This window comes from Rhodococcus sp. MEB041, assembly GCF_030208955.1.
GTDB lineage: Bacteria > Actinomycetota > Actinomycetes > Mycobacteriales > Mycobacteriaceae > Rhodococcoides.
The window spans coordinates 429352-447878 of record NZ_JARVSZ010000001.1 but is presented as its reverse complement, the minus strand read 5'-3'; the positions used below and the strand labels follow the sequence as shown (position 1 = coordinate 447878).

General features: G+C 68.0%; 19 protein-coding genes. 15 read left to right on the top strand and 4 right to left on the bottom strand.

Annotated elements, in window-relative coordinates:
* Window positions 1-16: 16 nt before the first annotated feature.
* Both QRN16_RS02100 and QRN16_RS02095 read right to left on the bottom strand, forming a co-directional pair.
* On the bottom strand, window positions 17-568 hold the full coding sequence (locus QRN16_RS02100; RefSeq protein WP_222645548.1) for a hypothetical protein: 552 nt from the start codon (window positions 566-568) through the stop codon (window positions 17-19).
* 62 nt (window positions 569-630) lie between these two features.
* Window positions 631-1137, bottom strand: coding sequence for a mycothiol transferase (locus QRN16_RS02095; RefSeq protein WP_285184435.1), 507 nt, complete (start codon window positions 1135-1137; stop codon window positions 631-633).
* Between the two features lie 242 nt (window positions 1138-1379).
* On the opposite strand from QRN16_RS02095, the gene QRN16_RS02090 reads away from it, so the two are divergent.
* The 10 genes from QRN16_RS02090 (at window position 1380) to QRN16_RS02045 (ending at window position 11152) form a co-directional block, all read left to right on the top strand.
* On the top strand, window positions 1380-1934 hold the full coding sequence (locus tag QRN16_RS02090) for an alternate-type signal peptide domain-containing protein (RefSeq protein WP_285184434.1): 555 nt from the start codon (window positions 1380-1382) through the stop codon (window positions 1932-1934).
* A gap of 15 nt (window positions 1935-1949) precedes the next feature.
* Entirely contained in the window at window positions 1950-2510 is a 561-nt protein-coding gene (locus tag QRN16_RS02085; protein WP_285184433.1) for a hypothetical protein, read from the top strand.
* Window positions 2507-3064 carry a signal peptidase I gene (locus tag QRN16_RS02080; protein WP_285184432.1) on the top strand — a complete coding sequence of 186 codons (558 nt, stop codon included), beginning with the start codon at window positions 2507-2509 and terminating at the stop codon, window positions 3062-3064. The genes QRN16_RS02085 and QRN16_RS02080 overlap by 4 nt, the downstream gene beginning before the upstream one ends.
* Window positions 3061-3624, top strand: a complete 564-nt coding sequence (locus tag QRN16_RS02075) for a SipW-dependent-type signal peptide-containing protein (protein ID WP_285184430.1) — start codon at window positions 3061-3063, stop codon at window positions 3622-3624. The genes QRN16_RS02080 and QRN16_RS02075 overlap by 4 nt, the downstream gene beginning before the upstream one ends.
* Window positions 3621-5159 (top strand): signal peptidase I, encoded by a 1539-nt coding sequence (locus QRN16_RS02070; RefSeq protein WP_285184429.1) that lies wholly within the window; start codon window positions 3621-3623, stop codon window positions 5157-5159. Before QRN16_RS02075 ends, QRN16_RS02070 begins: the two co-directional genes overlap by 4 nt.
* A gap of 183 nt (window positions 5160-5342) precedes the next feature.
* Window positions 5343-6152, top strand: coding sequence for a TspO/MBR family protein (locus QRN16_RS02065; RefSeq protein ID WP_285184428.1), 810 nt, complete (start codon window positions 5343-5345; stop codon window positions 6150-6152).
* A gap of 184 nt (window positions 6153-6336) precedes the next feature.
* Entirely contained in the window at window positions 6337-7935 is a 1599-nt protein-coding gene (locus QRN16_RS02060) for an aldehyde dehydrogenase (NADP(+)) (RefSeq protein WP_285184427.1), read from the top strand.
* Between the two features lie 77 nt (window positions 7936-8012).
* A complete protein-coding gene (locus tag QRN16_RS02055; protein ID WP_222631604.1) occupies window positions 8013-8966 on the top strand; it encodes a 5-dehydro-4-deoxyglucarate dehydratase in 954 nt (317 codons plus the stop codon).
* A complete protein-coding gene (locus QRN16_RS02050) occupies window positions 8963-10225 on the top strand; it encodes a glucarate dehydratase family protein (RefSeq protein ID WP_285184426.1) in 1263 nt (420 codons plus the stop codon). Before QRN16_RS02055 ends, QRN16_RS02050 begins: the two co-directional genes overlap by 4 nt.
* Window positions 10226-10258: 33 nt before the next feature.
* Complete coding sequence (locus QRN16_RS02045; protein ID WP_027504713.1) at window positions 10259-11152, top strand: LysR family transcriptional regulator; 894 nt, start codon at window positions 10259-10261, stop codon at window positions 11150-11152.
* Window positions 11153-11183: 31 nt separating this feature from the next.
* On the opposite strand, the gene QRN16_RS02040 is transcribed toward QRN16_RS02045, so the two are convergent.
* Together QRN16_RS02040 and QRN16_RS02035 are read right to left on the bottom strand one after the other, a co-directional pair.
* A complete protein-coding gene (locus tag QRN16_RS02040) occupies window positions 11184-11570 on the bottom strand; it encodes a universal stress protein (protein WP_027504712.1) in 387 nt (128 codons plus the stop codon).
* Entirely contained in the window at window positions 11567-12586 is a 1020-nt protein-coding gene (locus QRN16_RS02035) for a 2-hydroxyacid dehydrogenase (RefSeq protein ID WP_285184425.1), read from the bottom strand. The genes QRN16_RS02040 and QRN16_RS02035 overlap by 4 nt, the downstream gene beginning before the upstream one ends.
* A gap of 370 nt (window positions 12587-12956) precedes the next feature.
* Between QRN16_RS02035 and QRN16_RS02030 the strand changes: the two genes are divergently transcribed.
* The 5 genes from QRN16_RS02030 to QRN16_RS02010 all read left to right on the top strand — a co-directional run bounded on the left by QRN16_RS02030 (window position 12957) and on the right by QRN16_RS02010 (window position 18517).
* Window positions 12957-14504: an ABC transporter substrate-binding protein gene (locus QRN16_RS02030; protein ID WP_222631613.1), complete on the top strand. Its 1548-nt coding sequence runs from the start codon at window positions 12957-12959 to the stop codon at window positions 14502-14504.
* Window positions 14505-14576: 72 nt separating this feature from the next.
* On the top strand, window positions 14577-15503 hold the full coding sequence (locus tag QRN16_RS02025) for an ABC transporter permease (protein ID WP_027504709.1): 927 nt from the start codon (window positions 14577-14579) through the stop codon (window positions 15501-15503).
* Between the two features lie 11 nt (window positions 15504-15514).
* Window positions 15515-16498 (top strand): ABC transporter permease, encoded by a 984-nt coding sequence (locus QRN16_RS02020; protein ID WP_235578886.1) that lies wholly within the window; start codon window positions 15515-15517, stop codon window positions 16496-16498.
* On the top strand, window positions 16495-17514 hold the full coding sequence (locus QRN16_RS02015) for an ABC transporter ATP-binding protein (protein ID WP_027504708.1): 1020 nt from the start codon (window positions 16495-16497) through the stop codon (window positions 17512-17514). Before QRN16_RS02020 ends, QRN16_RS02015 begins: the two co-directional genes overlap by 4 nt.
* Window positions 17486-18517, top strand: coding sequence for an ABC transporter ATP-binding protein (locus QRN16_RS02010; protein ID WP_231476221.1), 1032 nt, complete (start codon window positions 17486-17488; stop codon window positions 18515-18517). The genes QRN16_RS02015 and QRN16_RS02010 overlap by 29 nt, the downstream gene beginning before the upstream one ends.
* Window positions 18518-18527 lie beyond the last annotated feature (10 nt).

Below are 18527 nucleotides of genomic sequence, written 5' to 3'. Positions count from 1 at the left end.
CGGATCGGACGAGCGATCACGGCCACTCGATGGTCTCCGCGGCGGCGATGTCGTCGACGACCATGGTCACCACGGCCTCGATCGGTGATCCGATGCGGGCGAGGAGCACGTCCGTGACCGCCGCCGACGCACGGATCGCAGGCGCCGCGGCCATTCTCGCCACGACCACCTGGCCGTCGTCTCGCCGGTCGTCGGGGTCCTGACTCTCGTCCTCGGCGCTCGACCCGCTCGTCCGACGCTCCGGTTCCGGATGGACCCCCAGGGTGCCGAGCACCACGGCCACGACGTCGGACGGATCCGACCCGGTGTCCTTCGCGGCGGCCTCGCGGACGACGGCGCCCACGTCGTCACCGTCGAGGCCGTCGGGATGAGCAGCCTCGAGGAGCATCCGCAGGATCGCGGCGTAGACGTCCTCGACGCGAACACCGTTCTGCGAAGCCAGTTCCGACACAGCATCGTCGACCGCGTCGGCATCGGAGTCTCGCAGCGCCGCGGAGAGTCGGACGATGCCGTCGGCGACATCGCGTGCGGACGCCGGCCAACGCAGCGGCCAGGTGGTGGTGGTCATCGTTCGGGTCCTCTCGTGCTGAGTGCCGTCACGATGTCACGGCCGTCCGACACGGGGCTCTCTCACCGCCGCTCGACGACTCCACGGATGAATGCCGCCTGGCCGATGTGCTGTAGATCGTCGGACACGACACTGACGAGGCGGACGGCCAGCGTGACCGGCGGATCCCAGTTCTCGTCGATCACCCGGTCGAGGTCTTCTGCCGTGAGGGTGTCGAGGTACTCGACGGTGCGCGCATGAACGGCATCGACGTATCCGGCGAGGATCTCAGCGTCGACGTCGACCTTGCCCACGTCCTCCGTCGACTGCCCGTACCCGATGGCGTCGTCGTCGAACGGAAGTGCGAAGCGGGCGTTCAATCCGTCCGCGGTGTAGACCTGCTCGCTGCCCGCCACACCCGCGACGTGATCGTCCTGCACCCGCGCGAGATGCCACACCAGCCAGGCGATGGTGTTGGCCTCCGGATCGATGCGGTAGGTCAGCGCCCCCCGATCCAGGCCGTCGAGCGTCGTGTGCACGGTCTCCTTGATGCGGTCGTACGCGTCGATCAGCACGCCTCTGTGGTCCACCGGTGGTCTCCTTCGTCTCGGTCGAAGTTCCATGGTGCACCGGTCCCGGCCGAGCCGCGCATCCCGCACTTCGCACCTCACCTAAACAATTTTTGAGACTTTTTTGCCGCGGGCGTTAACGGAATGGATCACCCCGCCGAAACAATGGCTAGACAACTTCGTATCAGGCCCTGACGGGCCACCGTTCACGCCACAATCGTGGCTGGACTCATGCCCTCACCGGCCAATCGAAAGCGATTCTGATGAACAAGGCAACAAAGGGCGCGTTGGCGGCCGTAGCCGCAATCGTCCTCCTCCTGGGCGGCATGGGCAGCTTCGCGCTCTGGAACAGCGAAGCGACGACGAATGGCGGAACGGTCACCGCCGGCGATCTCAAGATCACCGCCGGCGCCGCCGCAGGGGTGTGGGCGCAGACGACCTCGGACGTCAAACCCGCAGGACCGATCACGAACATCGGCACCTACCTCGTGGTCCCGGGAGATGTTGTCACCTACACGAAGACGTACGACATCGAGGCCAGCGGTGACAACCTCCTCGCCGACCTCAGCGTGGATCTGAACACCATCACGGGGACCGGCAACCTCAAGGAGAACATGGTCATCACCGTTTCCGGCACCTCCGGTGCGACCGCGTTGCCCAGCACCGGTTCGGCCGTCCGTATCGCCTCCAGCGATCAGACCGTCACTGTCAAGGTCACCTTCAGTTTCCCGAGCTCGGTGTCGGGTCTGACGGCTCAGAACGGAACAGTCAATCTGTCCGCGTTCGCCGTGAAGCTGCAGCAATCCCGCACCCCCTGATCCCTGATCGTCGCGGTGAAACACATCAGATATGTCGTGGCCGCAGCCGCGTCCGTCGCTGTGGTGGTCCTCGGATCCACCCAGACGACGGGCGCGCTGTGGCGTAACGATGCCGTCACCAACGGAGGAACGATTCGCGCCGGCACACTCGACATCAAGGTCGGTGCGTCCGGAGCGGAAGTGGACGCCTACGAGTTGGCCGCTCTGGGTGGAACGAATTTGGGCCCGGATGCCTTCTCTCAGGCACCGCTGACGGTCAGGAACGCGGGGAACATCGCCATGAAGTATCGACTCCAGAGCGCCGCAGCCACTGCTCCGCTCGCGTCGTCGATGACTGTCGTCGCATCCAAGGTCGCTTCTGTTGCGTCATGTCCGGCTGCAGCTGCACCCAGCGGAACCGTCGAGACGCTCTACACGGGACCACTGTCGACCGCGCAGGGTCCTGCGTCACCCGCCTTCCGCACACTCGCGGCAGGTGCATCAGAGGTCTTGTGCCTCCGCGTGGCACTCACCGCGACTCCGCCTTCGAGGGCGTCGTCGAAGGTGACCTTCACCTTCCTCGCGGAGCAGGGATGAGCCGTCACCGCTCGATCCGTGACATGGGCCTGCGGTGGTGGGTCGGCCGAATCCTCTCGTACACAGCACTGTTCGGCGCTCTGGCAATTCTCGCCGCGACGGTGGTCGTGCCACGAATCGCGGGAGCGGTGCCGTACACGATTCTCACGAGCTCCATGGAGCCGACCTACCCACCCGGCACCCTCATCGTCGTGCGCGAGGTACGACCCACCGACCTCGGAATCGGCGTGCCCGTGACCTATCAGCTCGAGTCCGGCCGTCCCGAAGTGGTCACGCACCGGATCGTCTCCGTTCTCGAGTCTGCGGACGGGGGCACCCGATACATCACCCGAGGCGACAACAACAACGCCGACGATGCACCCATCGAGTTCGGTCAGATCAGGGGAGCAGTGTGGTATTCCGTGCCGTTTCTCGGCCATGTGAATACATGGATCAACGGTGAGCAGCGCCGAATCTCCGTGCTGGTGATCTCGGGCTTCTTGTTCCTCTATGCCGTGGTGATGTTCGGCGGCGCTTTCCGCGGCCGCCGCGTCGAGAAGGAGTCGTCCTCATGACGCACCCACCGGTCCGACCTCCGGGCCGCATGTCCAGCGCGCGACTTCGCGCTCTCCTGTCCCTCGGAATAGTCCTGGGGCTGGGGAGCGTCGGCACGATGGCGGCATGGTCCGAGACTGCGACTGCGACCTCCGGCGTGTTCACCACCGGCTACGTCGACCTCAAGCTCGATGGCGTGGACAACGATCCCGTGAAGTTCAAAGCGGACGTGCAAGCCACTGCGATGATGCCAGGCACGACCATCACCACCCCTCTCGTCGTGTCGAACTCCGGGACGGTGCCCTTCCGGTACTCGACCAAGGTGCGGGCGAGTACCTCGGAGCTCGGGAACCTTCTCAAGGTGGCCATCGCTGCCGGTTCCTGTCCAGGCAGCGAGATCAGCTCTGCCACGACCCTGTCGAGCACGTCGGACGCCACCATCTTCTCCGCCAGGGGGCCGGTAGCGGCGTCCGGGTCGGATCCTCTCTGCGTGGCGGTGTCCATTCCCGCTTCCGTGATTCTTCCTGTCATTCCCGCGTCCGGAACCATCACTCTGACGTTCGATGCGACGTCCACATGAGCGGCCATCGCCGACAGCCGGAGGTGAGGGAGCACAGCGTCATTCGGGAGCTGGCGCTCACCGTCGGTGCTGCGCTGGGTGTCCTGTGCATGGCGGCAGCCCTGGGAGCCGCCCTGTTCTCGATCACCCCGCTGGTGTTCCAGTCCGGTTCGATGTCCCCCACAATCGACACCGGCGCACTCGCTCTGGCTCGGACCGTGCCCGCCACCGACATTCGTGTCGGCGACATCGTGACCGTCGAGAATGCCGACGGGTCACGGTTGACCCACCGCGTCAACGAGATCCAGGGTTCGACCTCGAACTCGGTCACGATGATTCTGAAGGGCGACGCCAACGATTTCCCCGACTCGAATCCTTACACGGTGACCGAGGTCGACCGAGTGTTCGCGCACGTCGGCACGCTCGGATGGGTTGTGGCATGGCTGTCCAGTCCGACAGCGATAGTGGCCGGAGGTCTCCTCGTGGGGCTCCTTGTCCTGATCGCATGGAAACCGGAAACCACGGCGGCGGCGCAGACCGCATCACCCGCGTCGGGATCAGCGACCGTCATGGTCAGTGTCTTCACTGTTGCTTTGTTGGCACTGTCGATCACCGATGCGCCCACCGCCCACGCAGCTCTCGCCCCGGACTCGGGAACTGCTGTGTCCGGCACACTCACCACGAGAGCGGGAACCGCCGCACCGGGATCGTTGGCCTGCGCCACCAGGTCAGGCCTGATTCCCATGGCCACCCTCAGCTGGACGTCCTCCGGAACTGGCGCCACGTACGCATACGTCCTGAGAAAATCGGGCAGCGCCGACATCACGCGACCCGCGTCGCCCACCACCACGACCACCAGCAACAACGTGGTGCGCGTGTCCTTCGTCCTCGACAACGGGTCTCTGGTCAATCTCGCACCACTCGACGGGGTCTACACGGTTTTCGTCACCGCGACGATCGGCGGCGTCACGTCACGGGCAAGCAACTCGGTGACCGTCACCATGAGTCCGGGCCTGTTGGGCGTTGCCGCGAACGCCCGGTGCGGGGGCACCGCCGCTCTGTCCGCGCGAGTCGCAGCGCCTTCGGCCACGTCGACAGAATCGACCACCGCGTCGGCCACACCGACATCCAGCGCACCGACGACCACGACCGCCGCCGCGGCAACGACGACTCGGGCCCCCTCCTCCTCGGCCCCGACGACAACGTCGACGATCACCACCACGCCGACCACACCCACCACATCAAGTGTGCCGGTGGCGCCTGTCGATCTCGTCGCACCGCGCACCTCACCATCGGGGTCGTTCACCGCCCGCGTCGTCGAGGACACGTCCGGCGCGGTGCTGACCGTCAGCGACTCGACGGGTTCGACTCTCCATCGGGGTCAGGCACCGCCCTCGTCCAGCGGCTATCTCGTCGTCTGGGCCGATGACGACTCGTTGTGGTTTCGAGACGCCGCCGGACTACGACGGCTGGCGGCCGACAGCAGTTGGGCCGCCATGACAGTGCCGGACGACGATGCCTCCGTCCCGGCCGAGGTTCGATCGGCGCTCGGGTGAGTCGAATCGCGCACTGAGCAGATGTGCCCATCCGTCATGTGACGTGACATGGCCCGATCCAGTCGCAGTCGGCGATTCTGTGTGCAGTGCTGCTCGTCGCTGGTACCTCACGACGAAGTGTTTCAGTTTGTGAAGTTTCGGGAAACCGCGAGCCGACTTGATCCCGGCACGCGAAGGACCCCCATGACCCACGACACGGCCACACCTCGGCAGCACACCGAGCCCGCACCTCCGGGCCCGGTGATCCTGGTCGTCGTCAGCGCCATCGTCGCCGTGGTCGGAGGGTTCCTGGGCTCTGGCGCCGTCGTCGGCACACCCATCGCCGAGGCGGCGGACGGCGCGCTGAGCGCGACTGCCACCCTCGTCGCGCCGGCCGGGCCCGCGTTCTCCATCTGGTCCGTCATCTACCTCGGGTTGATCGCGTACGCGGTCTGGCAGGCACTGCCCGCTCAGCGCCGCTCCGACCGGCAGCGCACACTGCGGGTCCCGATCGCCGTGACGATGCTGCTCAACGCCGCGTGGATCACGGTGGTGCAGTTCGGCCAGGTACTCCTGAGCGTCATCGTGATCGTCGCGCTGCTCACGAGTCTCGCCGTCGTGTTCGCCCGGCTCATCGCGGCCCCGCGGACCACCGCCGTCGACACGGTGATCACCGACGGGACCATGGGGCTCTATCTCGGGTGGGTGGCGATCGCGACGGTCGCGAACGTCAGCGCATGGCTCGCGTCGATGGGCGTCGAGTCGGCGGCCACCGTGTGGGCCGTCCTCGTTCTCGTTGTCGCGGCGCTGGTCGGACTGTTCCTGGCCACCGTCTCCGCCGGGCGGATCGCGCCGGCGCTGTCGCTCGCGTGGGGACTCGGGTGGGTCGCGCAGGGGCGCCTGTCCGGCGAGGTCCTGAACACCACCGTCGGGTGGACCGCTGCGGTGGCGTCGGCAGTGGTTCTTCTCGGCACGCTCGCACTGCGTCTCCGTCGTGGAGTGAGCTCCCGCTGACGTTCCATGTTCCCGCGGCCGCTGCAACCACCACGGGAACACACAACGCCCGCGGGAACCGAGGCGTCACCCCTGTCGATACCGACAGTGCATCGCTGCAGTGCAATTTTAACTTGGACTTGTATGACACCGCGCCTTAGCGTCGTCTGTACAACCACGCACTGCAAGAAGGGCTGATGCACTGATGACTGCAACGGTGACGACGACCGCTCCTCTGACCGGGGAGCTGATCATCGCCGGGTCCACCGTCCCCGGCACCGGCACGACCGTCCACGGCATCGATCCGTCCACCGGCGCGGATCTCGAGCCCGCCTACCGGCACGGCACGATGGCCGACGTCGACGCGGCCTGCGCGGCGGCGGACGAGGCCTTCGACGCCTACCGCTCCACCACGTCCGAGGCACGCGCCGACTTCCTCGACGCCATCGCCGACAACATCGAGGCGCTGGGCGAGACGCTCATCGAGCGCGCGGTGGCCGAGTCCGGCCTGCCCGTCGGTCGGATCACCGGTGAGGTCGGCCGCACCAGCGGACAGCTCCGCCTGTTCGCCTCGGTGCTCCGCGAGGGCAGCTGGAACGGTGCCCGCATCGACCCCGCACAGCCGGATCGCGCACCCCTTCCCCGCGCCGACATCCGCCAGCGCAAGGTCTCACTCGGACCGGTGGTCGTGTTCGGCGCCAGCAACTTTCCGCTCGCCTTCTCCGTCGGCGGCGGCGACACCGCATCGGCACTCGCCGCCGGATGCCCCGTCATCGTCAAGGCCCACGACGCCCACCCGGGTACGTCCGAATACGTCGGCCGCGCGATCACCGAGGCCGCCGCGTCGACCGGCATGCCGGCAGGAGTGTTCTCGCTCGTCTACGGCGACGGCCGCACCATCGGCACCGCTCTGGTCACCGACCCGCGCGTCAAGGCCGTCGGCTTCACCGGATCCCGTTCCGGCGGAACCGCTCTGGTACGCGCCGCAGCCGGTCGACCGGAACCGATCCCGGTGTACGCCGAGATGAGCTCCATCAACCCGGTGTTCCTGTTCCCGCACGCCCTCGAGACGCGGGCCGCAGATCTGGGCCGAGCCTTCGTCGCCTCCCTGACGCTCGGCTCCGGACAGTTCTGCACCAATCCCGGCCTCGTCATCGCGCAGGACGGACCGGAACTCGACGCCTTCGTCGCGGCCGCTGCGGACGCCGTCGCGGCCAGCACCCCGACCACCATGCTGACGCCGAACATCGCCGACAGCTACGTCAAGGGTGTCGACGCGCTGAGCGCCGCCGCAGACGAGGTCGCCCGCGGCACCGTCACCGACGCACCCAACGCCGGCCGCGCGGCACTCTTCAGCACCGACGCCGCGACGTTCCTCGACCGAGACGTGTTGCAGGCCGAAGTGTTCGGCGCATCCGCGCTCGTCGTCCGCTGCACCTCGGCCGAGCAGGTCGCCGCCGTGGCCCGCGCTCTCGAAGGTCAGCTCACCGCGACGATCCACGCCGACGCCGCCGATCACGCCGATGCTGGACGCCTGCTCCGCGTCCTCGAGCTGAAGGCCGGACGCATCCTCTTCGACGGGTGGCCCACGGGCGTCGAGGTGGGCCACGCGATGGTCCACGGCGGCCCTTACCCGGCGACGTCCGACTCACGCTCGACATCGGTCGGTTCGCTCGCCATCGAGCGGTTCCTGCGCCCCGTGGCGTACCAGGACGTTCCCGCCGCGTTGCTCCCGAGCGCCATCGCCGACGGCAACCCCGACGGCATCTGGCGGCGTGTCGACGGCCAACTCTCCCGCGACTGAACTCTCTACACCCTGACGCACCACACCGGCCGGCCTTCGGCCTTCCCGCACCACCCCCTCGTACACCAGGAGATCTCATGCTCGACGGCGTCCTCTTCTTCCCTGTCACCCCCTTCACCGACTCCGGCGAGGTGGACCACGCACTTCTCGCCGAGCACATCGCGAAGGGTGTCGACGCGGGCCCCGGCGGTGTCTTCATCGCCTGCGGCACCGGTGAGTTCCACGCTCTCGAGGCCGTCGAGTTCGGCGAGATCGTCGCCACCGCGGTGCGTACCGTCGCCGGCCGCGTCCCGGTCTACGCGGGCGCGGGTGGTTCGGTGGCCCAGGCGAAGATCTTCGCCCGATCCGCTCGTGACAACGGCGCCGACGGCATCCTGCTGCTCCCGCCCTACCTGGTGACCATGCCGCAGGCCGGCCTGGTCGAGTACACCCGCGAGGTCACCTCCGTCACCGACCTGCCGGTGATCGTCTACAACCGCGGCAACGCGCGCTACGACGAGGCGTCCGCCGTCGAGGTCGCCCACTTCCCCACCGTCGTCGGATTCAAGGACGGCACAGGCGATCTGGATCGCGTCTCGCGTATCGTGCGCGCGGTCGAGGACTCCCTGGCGCCCACCGGCAAGGCGTTCCAGTTCTTCAACGGACTGCCCACGGCCGAGGTCTCGCAGCAGGCCTACCGCGCCATCGGCGTCACGCTCTACTCGTCGGCCACGTTCGCCTTCGCCCCGGAGCTGGCCCTGGCGTTCTACACCTCGCTCGAGAACGACGACGTCACGCTCACCGACGCCCTGCTGCGCGAGTTCTTCCACCCACTCGTGCGTCTGCGCGACTCGGTACCCGGCTACGCCGTCTCCCTGATCAAGGCGGGCGTCACCCTCGAAGGTGTTGCCGCCGGCCCCGTTCGGGCACCGCTGATCGACGCCGCACCCGCGGACGTGGAGGCCCTCACTGCGATCATCGCAGCCGGCCGCGCCGTGCTCGCCGACTCCCTCGCAGCCGACTCGGTCACCAAGGAGGCCGTGCACTCGTGAGCAGCCGCATCACCTCCGTCACCGTCACCCCCGTCGCCTTCGCCGACCCGCCGCTGCTCAACACCGTCGGAGTCCATCAGCCGTTCGCTCTGCGCGCGATCGTGCAGATCCGGACCGACGACGGCGCCGTGGGTCTGGGCGAGACCTACGCCGACACCGCGCATCTCGTTCGCCTGAACGCTGCTGCCGAGGCCATGGTCGGGGTGGACGTCTTCGCACTCCACACGCTGCGCGCCGTCGTGGACGAGTGCCTGGGTGGCCTGACGGTGACGGGTGGTGACGGGGTGGCCGGCATGATCACGACGGCCAGCACCACCGATCGGGTGTTCTCGCCGTTCGAGGTGGCGTGCCTCGACATCCAGGGCAAGATCCTCGGGCGGCCCGTCTCCGATCTTCTCGGTGGCCTGGTGCGCACGGCCGTACCGTTCAGTGCCTATCTCTTCTACAAGTGGGCCGGGCACCCCGGCTCCGCGGACGACGAGTGGGGTGCCGCGCTCGATCCCGAGGGCATCGTCGCGCAGGCCCGACGGATGATCGACCGGTACGGCTTCGGCGCGATCAAGCTCAAGGGCGGGGTGTTCCCACCCGAGCAGGAGATCGCCGCGATGCACGCGCTGCGCGAAGCGTTTCCCGATCTCCCGCTACGACTGGATCCCAACGCGGCGTGGACCGTCGACACGTCCCTCGAGGTCGCGTCGGCCCTGACCGGTGTCGTCGAGTATCTCGAGGACCCCACACCGGGCCTGGACGGAATGTCGGAGGTGGCCCGCAAGGCCGCCATGCCGCTGGCGACCAACATGTGTGTCGTGGCGTTCGATCAGCTCGAGCCGTCGGTCCGACGCGACTCGGTCGGGGTCGTGCTGTCCGATCACCACTACTGGGGTGGACTGCAACGCTCACGGCTGCTCGCCGGCATGTGCGACACCTTCGGACTCGGCCTGTCGATGCACTCGAACTCCCATCTCGGCATCTCGCTCGCCGCGATGGTGCACCTCGCCGGCGCCACGCCGAATCTCACGTACGCCTGCGACACACACTGGCCGTGGAAGACCGAGGACGTCGTGGTCCCGGGCGTTCTGCGCATCGAGAACGGCGCCGTCGCGGTACCCACGGGACCGGGGCTGGGCGTCGAACTCGACGAGGACGCGCTGGCGAGGCTGCACCAGCAGTACCTCGACTGCGGGATCAGGGACCGTGACGACACCGGCTACCGGCAGAGTCTCGAACCCGACTTCGTCAACTCCTCGCCGCGATGGTGACCGGCCGTTCACACGGTCGGCTATCTTGAGCCGATGTTCTCGCTCTCGCGCCTGACGTGCTTCATCGCCGTCGCGGAAGAGCTGCACTTCGGCCGAGCCGCAGAGCGGCTCCACATGACCCAGCCCCCGCTCAGCAGGCAGATCCAGCAGCTCGAGAGTGAACTGGGCGTGCAGCTGATCGATCGGACGTCACGCTCGGTGACCCTCACGGCCGCCGGCGTGGCGTTCCTGCCCGACGCCCGCCGGATAGTCCGCTTGGCCGAGAGCGCCGCACTGACCGTCAAGCGTGTCCCCGCCGGTGATCTGGGCACCGTCGTCATCGGCTTCACCGCGGCGTCCGCGCACGCCGTCCTGCCTCGGCTGCTCTCGGACGTGCGCGCAGCTCTCCCGGACGTCGAACTGGTGCTGCGGGAGATGGTGTCGTCGATTCAGATCGACGCCCTGGCGAGCGGAGAACTTGATCTCGGTCTGGTCCGTCCCACCGTCACGCGACCGGGAATCCTGACGCGGCCCATCCACCGCGAGGCACTCGTCGCTGCGCTTCCCGAGGGGCACGAACTCCTCGACGTGGAGCGTCTGAGCGTGACGCACTTCGACGATCAACCCGTGATCATGTACTCGCCGGTGGATGCCCGCTACTTCCACGAGCTCCTCATCAGTACCTTCACCGTCGCCGGGGTCACGCCTCGATACGTGCAGTACGTGACGCAGGTACACACCATGTTGATGCTCGTGAGCTCCGGCCTGGGCTGCGCACTGGTGCCGGCCTCGGCACGCACGATGCACACCGAGGGCGTCGTGTTCCGCGAGATCCGTTCCAGCACCGAGGAACCCGTGCGACTGAACGCCGCGTGGCGTCACGACGCCGCCAACCCCGCCCTGCACCGTGTGCTGACGGACGTGAAGGCCGTGACCTCACTGCAGTGAGATCACGGCCGGCGGTTGCTGCGTCCGCGAACTAGTGCGCGACCTCGACCGGCGGCTTGACGGCCACGACCGGGCAGTGTGCGTCGAGCAGGACACGCTGAGACAGGCTGCCGAGCAACAGCTTTCCGACGGGTGAGCGGCGACGCACGCCGATGACGAGGAGCTCGACGTCCGGCTCGTAGGACATGTCGACGAGGTTGTCGGCGTGCGAGCGGCCGGGTACCGGCTCCGCCACCCGCGCCGCCACGCCGTCGGCGCCGGAGTCGGTGCGGGCAGCCATGATCAGCTCGTCGACCGCACTGCGATCACCGTCGACCACGACGGTGACGTCGGTACCGCGCATCTTGGCCTCGCGGAACGCGAACGGCAGTGCGTTGCGATCCTCGACGGTGTCCGCGTATCCCACGACGACGCTCATCGGGTCTCCTTCTGATCGGGCTGGAAGACCGGCGTCACGAGCGTGCCGTCGGCGAGGAACGAGTTCAGGTTCTCGAGGGTGAGTGCTTCCATCGCGGCGCGAGTCTGCACCGTGGCACTCCCGACGTGGGGAAGCAGCACCACGGTGTCGAGGGCGCGAAGCGCGTCCGGCACCTCGGGTTCGTGGGCGAAGACGTCGAGCCCGGCGCCGGCCAACCGTCCGCTCTGCAGCGCCTCGACGAGGGCGTCCTCGTCCACGACGCTGCCGCGAGCCACGTTGATCAGAAAGCCGTCCGGCCCCAGTGCGTCCAGCGTCTCCCTGTCGACGAGCTGCTGTGTCTCCGGTCCGCCGGCTGCGGCCACGACCAGAACGTCCACTGCCGCAGCGAGTTCCCGCGGAGACGAGTGGTACCGGTACGGACTCGACTCGACGACGTTGCGGTTGTGGTAGCCGATGGTGCAGCCGAAGGCCTCGAGGCGGTGCGCGATGGCGCCGCCGATGCGCCCGAGACCGAGAATGCCGACCCGAGATCCGCTGACCTGCCGCGCCAACGGCGGCATGGGCTTGGTGGTCCACTCGCCCGCGCGCACGTAGCGGTCGGCGGCGGAGAGGCCGCGGAGGGTGTCGATGAGCAGCCCGAGGGCGGTGTCGGCAACGGCGTCGGTGAGGACGTCCGGCGTGTTGCTGACACCGATCCCGCGGCGGCGGGCCTCCTCGGCATCGGTGCCGTCGTACCCGACTCCGAAGTGGACGATCGCGCGCAGCGCGGGCAGGCGGTCCATGAGGTCCGCCTTGACGCCGACACGGCCGGACGTCACGACGGCGACGATCTCGTCGGCGTGCCGGCCGAGCACATCGTCGCGATCGTCGTCCGGCAGCACCAGCGCGCCGCCGGCCTCGAGTGTCTCCATGAGCGACGGCTTGAGTCCGCCGACCCGGAGAACGCGCGAAAATCGCTGCGCCTCATCGGGACTCGATGCCGATCCGTTCGAGCTCGGCGTTCCACCGTCGGTCATGCCGCCTCCTTCACCGTGCGACGGCCACCGGGAGCGACGGCCATCGTCTGGGGTGATCGTATGTCGGCCGACGAATACCGGTCCAACACGCAATTAGCATGGATCCATACTCTTCCGGTATTGATATCGTGTCTTCTCGTGACGCAGCAGGTCAGAGCCTCGGCAGTGTGATGCGGACCGCTCGACGCCGTCACGGCGAGCCCGAAATCGGCCCCGAACTGCGATTTCCCGGCCGATCGCCTGTTGACGGTCACTCCCCCCACTCCTACCGTGTGTCTACCGTCACAGGCGGTCCATCGGCTCCACTCGGCGTGCGTCGTCAGCCCCGACACCTCGCACCCGGTGAAGCCCCCTCAGCTTGGAGGAATCCATGAGATCCACCCGCGCCACATCCCTGGTGTCGGTGATCGCCGCGTCCGCACTCCTCACCGGATGCACCGTCGCGAACTCGGACAGCGGAGACGCCGCGAGTCCCGACACCGTCCGGATCGTGCTGCCGCAGGAACCACCGACCCTGGAGCCGTGCGATGTCTCGCTGACGGCCATCGGCGTGGTCACGCGGTCCAACATCACCGAACCCATGATCGAGCGTGACCCCACCACGGGTGACCTCGAACCGAAGCTCGCCACGTCGTGGGAGCGCACGTCGGACACCGAGTGGACGATCCGCCTGCGCGACGACGTCACCTTCAGCGACGGCACACCGTTCGACGCCGAGGACGCCGCCGTGTCGGTCGATCGCGCCGTGAACTCCGATCTGGCCTGCAACGTCGAGGGATACGTCTTCGGCGACGACGACCTCACCGTCCGCGCCGTGGATCCGACGACGTTGACCGTCGCCTCGCCGACTCCCGATCCGATTCTGCCGCTTCGGCTCTCGTTCATCGAGATGGTCAAGAGCGAGGTCGGTAGCGCCGAGCGGACCCGCGAGCCGATCGGTACCGGCCCGTACCGCATCGACTCGTGGGACTACGGCCAGCGACTCTCCCTGGTGCGCAACGACACCTACTGGGGCGACGCACCGGAATTCACGCGGGCCGTCTACCAGTGGCGTACCGAGGGCAGCGTCCGCGCCGCCATGGTCACCAACGGCGAGGCGGACATCGCGACCGGCCTCGGCCCCGAGGACGGAGCCGGCGACCTCGGTGTCGCCTTCCCGAACAACGAGACCACCGCCTTGCGGATGCAGGCCACCACACCGCCACTCGACGATCAGCGCGTGCGCGAGGCGATCAACTACGCCATCAACCGCGCGGGCATCGTCAAGGCTCTGTTCCGCGGAATGGGAGCGCCCGCTGCGCAACTCATCGCGGACGGCGTCGTCGGCTACAACGACGAGCTCACCCCGTGGCCGTACGACATGGAGAAGGGCAAGGCCCTCATCGACGAGGCTCGCGCCGACGGTGTTCCCGTCGACACCGAGATCCGCCTCATCGGCCGCACCGGGCAGTTCCCGAAGATCAACGAGACCGTCGAGGTCATCCAGAACGCGCTGGCCGGCATCGGCCTGAACGTGAAGATCGAGATGAAGGACACGGCGGCCACCGCCGAGTTCCAGGAACGGCCGTTCCCGAACGTCGGGCCCTACCTGCTGGTGATCCAGCACGGCAATCAGGCCGGCGACGCCGCGTTCACGATGGATCAGTACATGCGCAGCGACGGCTTCCAGAGCTCCTACGGCACAACCGACTTCGACGAGGGAATCGACGAGGCCGAATCGCTGACCGACGAGGAGCGACAGACCGCGTTCGCCGATCTCTTCGCCCGTGAACCCGAGGAGATCACGCAGATGGCGTACATCGCGCACATGAACGGTGTGTTGGCCAAGGACCCGCGCATCGACTACACCCCCGATTCCGCCACCGTCGACGAGATGCGACTGGCCGAGATGACCCGGAGTTCCGATGCGACCGACTGATCACGACCCCGACCAGCAGCCCACCTCGATCGAGAGGCCGACCAGCCCCTCCTCCGGAAGGGAGTGACCGCCATGTTCGCCTTTCTGCGACGCCGCGTCTACACCAGCCTCGTCCCACTTCTGGTCGTCCTCATCGGCGTCTTCTTCCTCGCTCGTCTGACCGGTGATCCGACCAGCCTCTACCTTCCCGAGTCGGCGACACCCGCCCAGCGCGAGGCGTTCGCCGCCCAGAACGGCTTCGACCAGTCCGTGTGGACACAGATGGCCGACTACTTCGGCGGCGTGCTGCACCTCGACTTCGGTGAGTCGCTCCGGACGGGCGAAGCCGCGTCCACCATGGCGTTGCGCGCCTTCCCCGCCACCCTGCAGCTCGCGTTCGTCACGATGCTCCTCGCCGTGATCGGTTCGATCGTCATCGGCTGCTGGGCCGCGTACCGTCCCAACTCTCTCGCCGACCGGTTCTCGAGCCTGCTGTCCATGACGGCCGCGAGCATCCCCGACTTCTGGTTCGCCATCACCGGCGTCTGGATCTTCGCCGTGGTGCTCGGTGTCCTGCCGACCTCCGGCACCGGGGGCGCCGTCGCATGGGTGCTCCCCATCGCGACACTGCTCATCCGTCCGCTCGGCGTGCTCACCCAGGTGGTCCGCGGCGCGATGGTCTCCGCCCTCTCCGCCCCGTACGTCCGCCTCGCTCGCAGCAAGGGTGCCGGCGACCTGCGCGTCGTCACCCACCATGCGCTGCGCAACGCCGCGGCACCCGCGCTGACCGTCGCCGGCGACCTCACCGTCGGCCTGGTGAACGGCGCCGTCGTGGTCGAGGCCATCTTCGGGTGGCCCGGCATCGGCAAGTTGATGATCGACGCGATCCTGCAGCGCGACTTCGCCGTCCTCCAAGCAGCCGTCCTCCTGACGGCCGTGAGCATCTTCGTTCTGAACATCGTGATCGACGCGTGCTACGCGCTGCTCGACGCACGGGTTCGCGACAAGGCCAAGGTCTGAGAGGTACACCCATGACACTCGAAGCAAGCAAGGACAGCTCGGGCGTTCCGGTTCCCCCGGTGCTGCCGCCCACCCCGGACGCCGCGTCCACGGCGCCCTCGCGCACGACCTCCATGCCGCTGTGGCGTCTGCTGCTGCGGGACCGCGTCGCCACCATCGCGGCGAGCATTCTGGTGCTCGTCTTCCTCACCGCGATCTTCGGTCCCATGCTGGTCGGCGACGCCGCCACCCGTCAGGACCTCGATCGATCCAACCTGGCGCCGTTCTCCCTCGACACCGGCTTCATGAACATCCTCGGCACCGATCCGCTCGGCCGCAGCATGCTCGCCCGCCTGATCCTCGCCAGCCGGACCACGCTGTCGGTCGCGATCCCCGCAGTCATCCTGTCCGGCATCATCGGCTCGATCATCGGCATGTGGGCCGGTTACCACCGCGGCTGGCGCGAGACCGCCGCCATGCGCGTCGCCGACGTCATCATGAGCTTCCCGTCGTTGCTGATGGCCGTCGTCGTGCTGTACGTCTTCTCCCCCAGCGCCGCGAACATCGTGCTGATCCTGACCATCACCCGCATCCCGATCTACCTCCGCACGGCCCGCGCCGAGAGCGCGGAACTCCGATCGCGAGTTTTCGTCGACGCGGCCCGCACGTTCGGCGCCGGCAGCGGCGCGGTGATCCGTCGCCACGTGGTGCCGATTCTGCTGCCCACGTTGCTGACCGTCGCCACGCTCGACTTCTGCTTCGTGATGCTGGCCGAGTCGTCGCTCAGCTTCCTCGGCATCGGGATCCAGCCACCCGACATCAGCTGGGGCCTCATGGTGTCCCAGGGCCGCACCTACCTGCAGAGCGCCTGGTGGCTGTCGTTCTTCCCCGGACTCGCGATCGTCATCACCACCGTGTCCGCGACCGTGCTGGCCGCGTGGGCCCGCATCGCCACCGACCCGGCGCAGCGCTGGCGCCTCACCCTCCCGCGTTCGAAGAGAAAGGCACGTCGATGAGTGCTCCCGCTCTCGCCCGCACCGCGCTCGAGGTCGACGGTCTGACCGTCGAGATCCGCACCCCGTCGGGCACCGTGCGTGCCGTCGACGGAGTGTCGTTCAGCGCGAAGCGCGGCCGCACACTCGCACTGCTGGGCGAATCCGGCTGCGGCAAGTCCATGACGGCCCAGGCCCTCGTCGGGTTGCTCGAGCCGATCGCCGACATCGTCGACGGCACCGTCATGCTCGGCGACACCGATCTGGTGACGGCGAACTCCAGGACTCGACGCCGCATCGCCGCCACCGAGCTCGCCATCGTCTTCCAGGACGCGCTGACGGCACTGAACCCCGTCTACACCGTGGGCACACAGTTGGCGGAACCGTTCCGCATCCACCGCGGCATGTCGGCGAAAGCTGCACGTGTCGAGGCGATCTCGCTGATGGAGCGGGTGGGCATCCCGGAGCCCGAGTCGCGCGCCGACTCCTACCCGCACCAGTTCTCGGGCGGTATGCGTCAGCGCCTGCTCATCGCGATGGCCGTCGCCCTGGGGCCCACCGTGCTGCTGGCGGACGAGCCCACCACCGCTCTCGACGTCACCGTGCAAGCGCAGATCATGTCGTTGCTGCGCGACCTGCGCACCGAGCACGACATGGCCGTCATCCTCATCACACACGACCTCGCGCTGGTCGCGGAGGAAGCCGACGACGTCGCCGTCATGTACGCCGGCACCGTCGTCGAGACGGGACCCGTCGCCGAGGTGTTCGGCTCGCCGCAGCATCCGTACACGAAGGGACTGCTCGACTCGGTCCCCGTCGCCACCGTGCGCGGCGAGCACCTCAAGTCCATCGGCGGCACCCCGCCGGATCTGCACTCCATCCCGCCGGGATGCGTGTACCAGGCCCGATGCCCCATCGCGCGCGCCGTCTGCGTCGCGCAGCGCCCCGAGCTCCGCAGTGTCGCCGGCACCAGCCGTGCGACCGCATGCCATTTCCCCGAGGAGGTGTCCGGTGTCCGTTACGACGACAGTGGCGAGTGAGGCCGCGGCCACGCAGGCCGCACCGTTGCTCCAGGTCCGTGGAGTCTCCAAGACGTTCGACGTCGCCGCCGGCAGCGGCGGCCACAAGAAACTGCGGGCACTCGACGGCATCGACCTCGAGCTGCGACGCGGCGAGACCCTCGGCCTCGTCGGTGAGTCCGGTTGCGGCAAGTCCACACTCGCGCGCACGCTGATGATGCTCGAACGACCCGACACGGGCACCGTGTCGTGGGACGGCGTCGACCCGTTCGGCCTCAAGGGCAAGGAACTGCTCGCGTGGCGTCGTCGGATCCAGATGGTCTTCCAGGACCCGTACGGATCGCTCAACTCGAGGATGTCGGCGGCGGAGATAATCTCGGAGCCGTGGCACACGCATCGCACGATGTACAAGACCAAGCGCGACCGCGCCGCCCGCGTCCGGGAGCTGCTGCACCTCGTCGGTCTGCGTCCCAGCGACGAGCACCGCTACCCGCAGGAGTTCTCAGGTGGTCAGCGCCAGCGTCTCGGCATCGCGCGGGCCCTGGCACTCGACCCGAGTGTCGTGGTGTGCGACGAGCCCGTCTCGGCTCTCGACCTGTCGGTCCAGGCGCAGGTGCTGAACCTGCTCTCGGATCTGCAGAAGGAGCTCGGCATCAGCTACGTCTTCATCTCGCACGACCTGTCGGTGGTGCGCCACGTCGCCGACCGGGTCGCCGTCATGTACCTCGGCCGGATCATCGAGACCGGTCCGACCGACGACGTCTTCGACCACCCCACGCACCCGTACACCGAGGCACTGATGTCGGCAGCCCCGACGCTGGATCCCTCGACCCGGCGTTCGCGCATCCTCCTGGAGGGGGAGGTACCGTCGCCTCTGAACCCGCCGTCGGGCTGCCGTTTCCGCACGCGCTGCGCGCACGCGACGGACGTCTGCGCCACGGGCATCCCCCCGTCGGTCGGGCGTCTCGGGAACCTGCACATCGCCGAGTGCCACCACCCGAGATCGGACGCCGTGGCCGTATGACCGTGCTCGC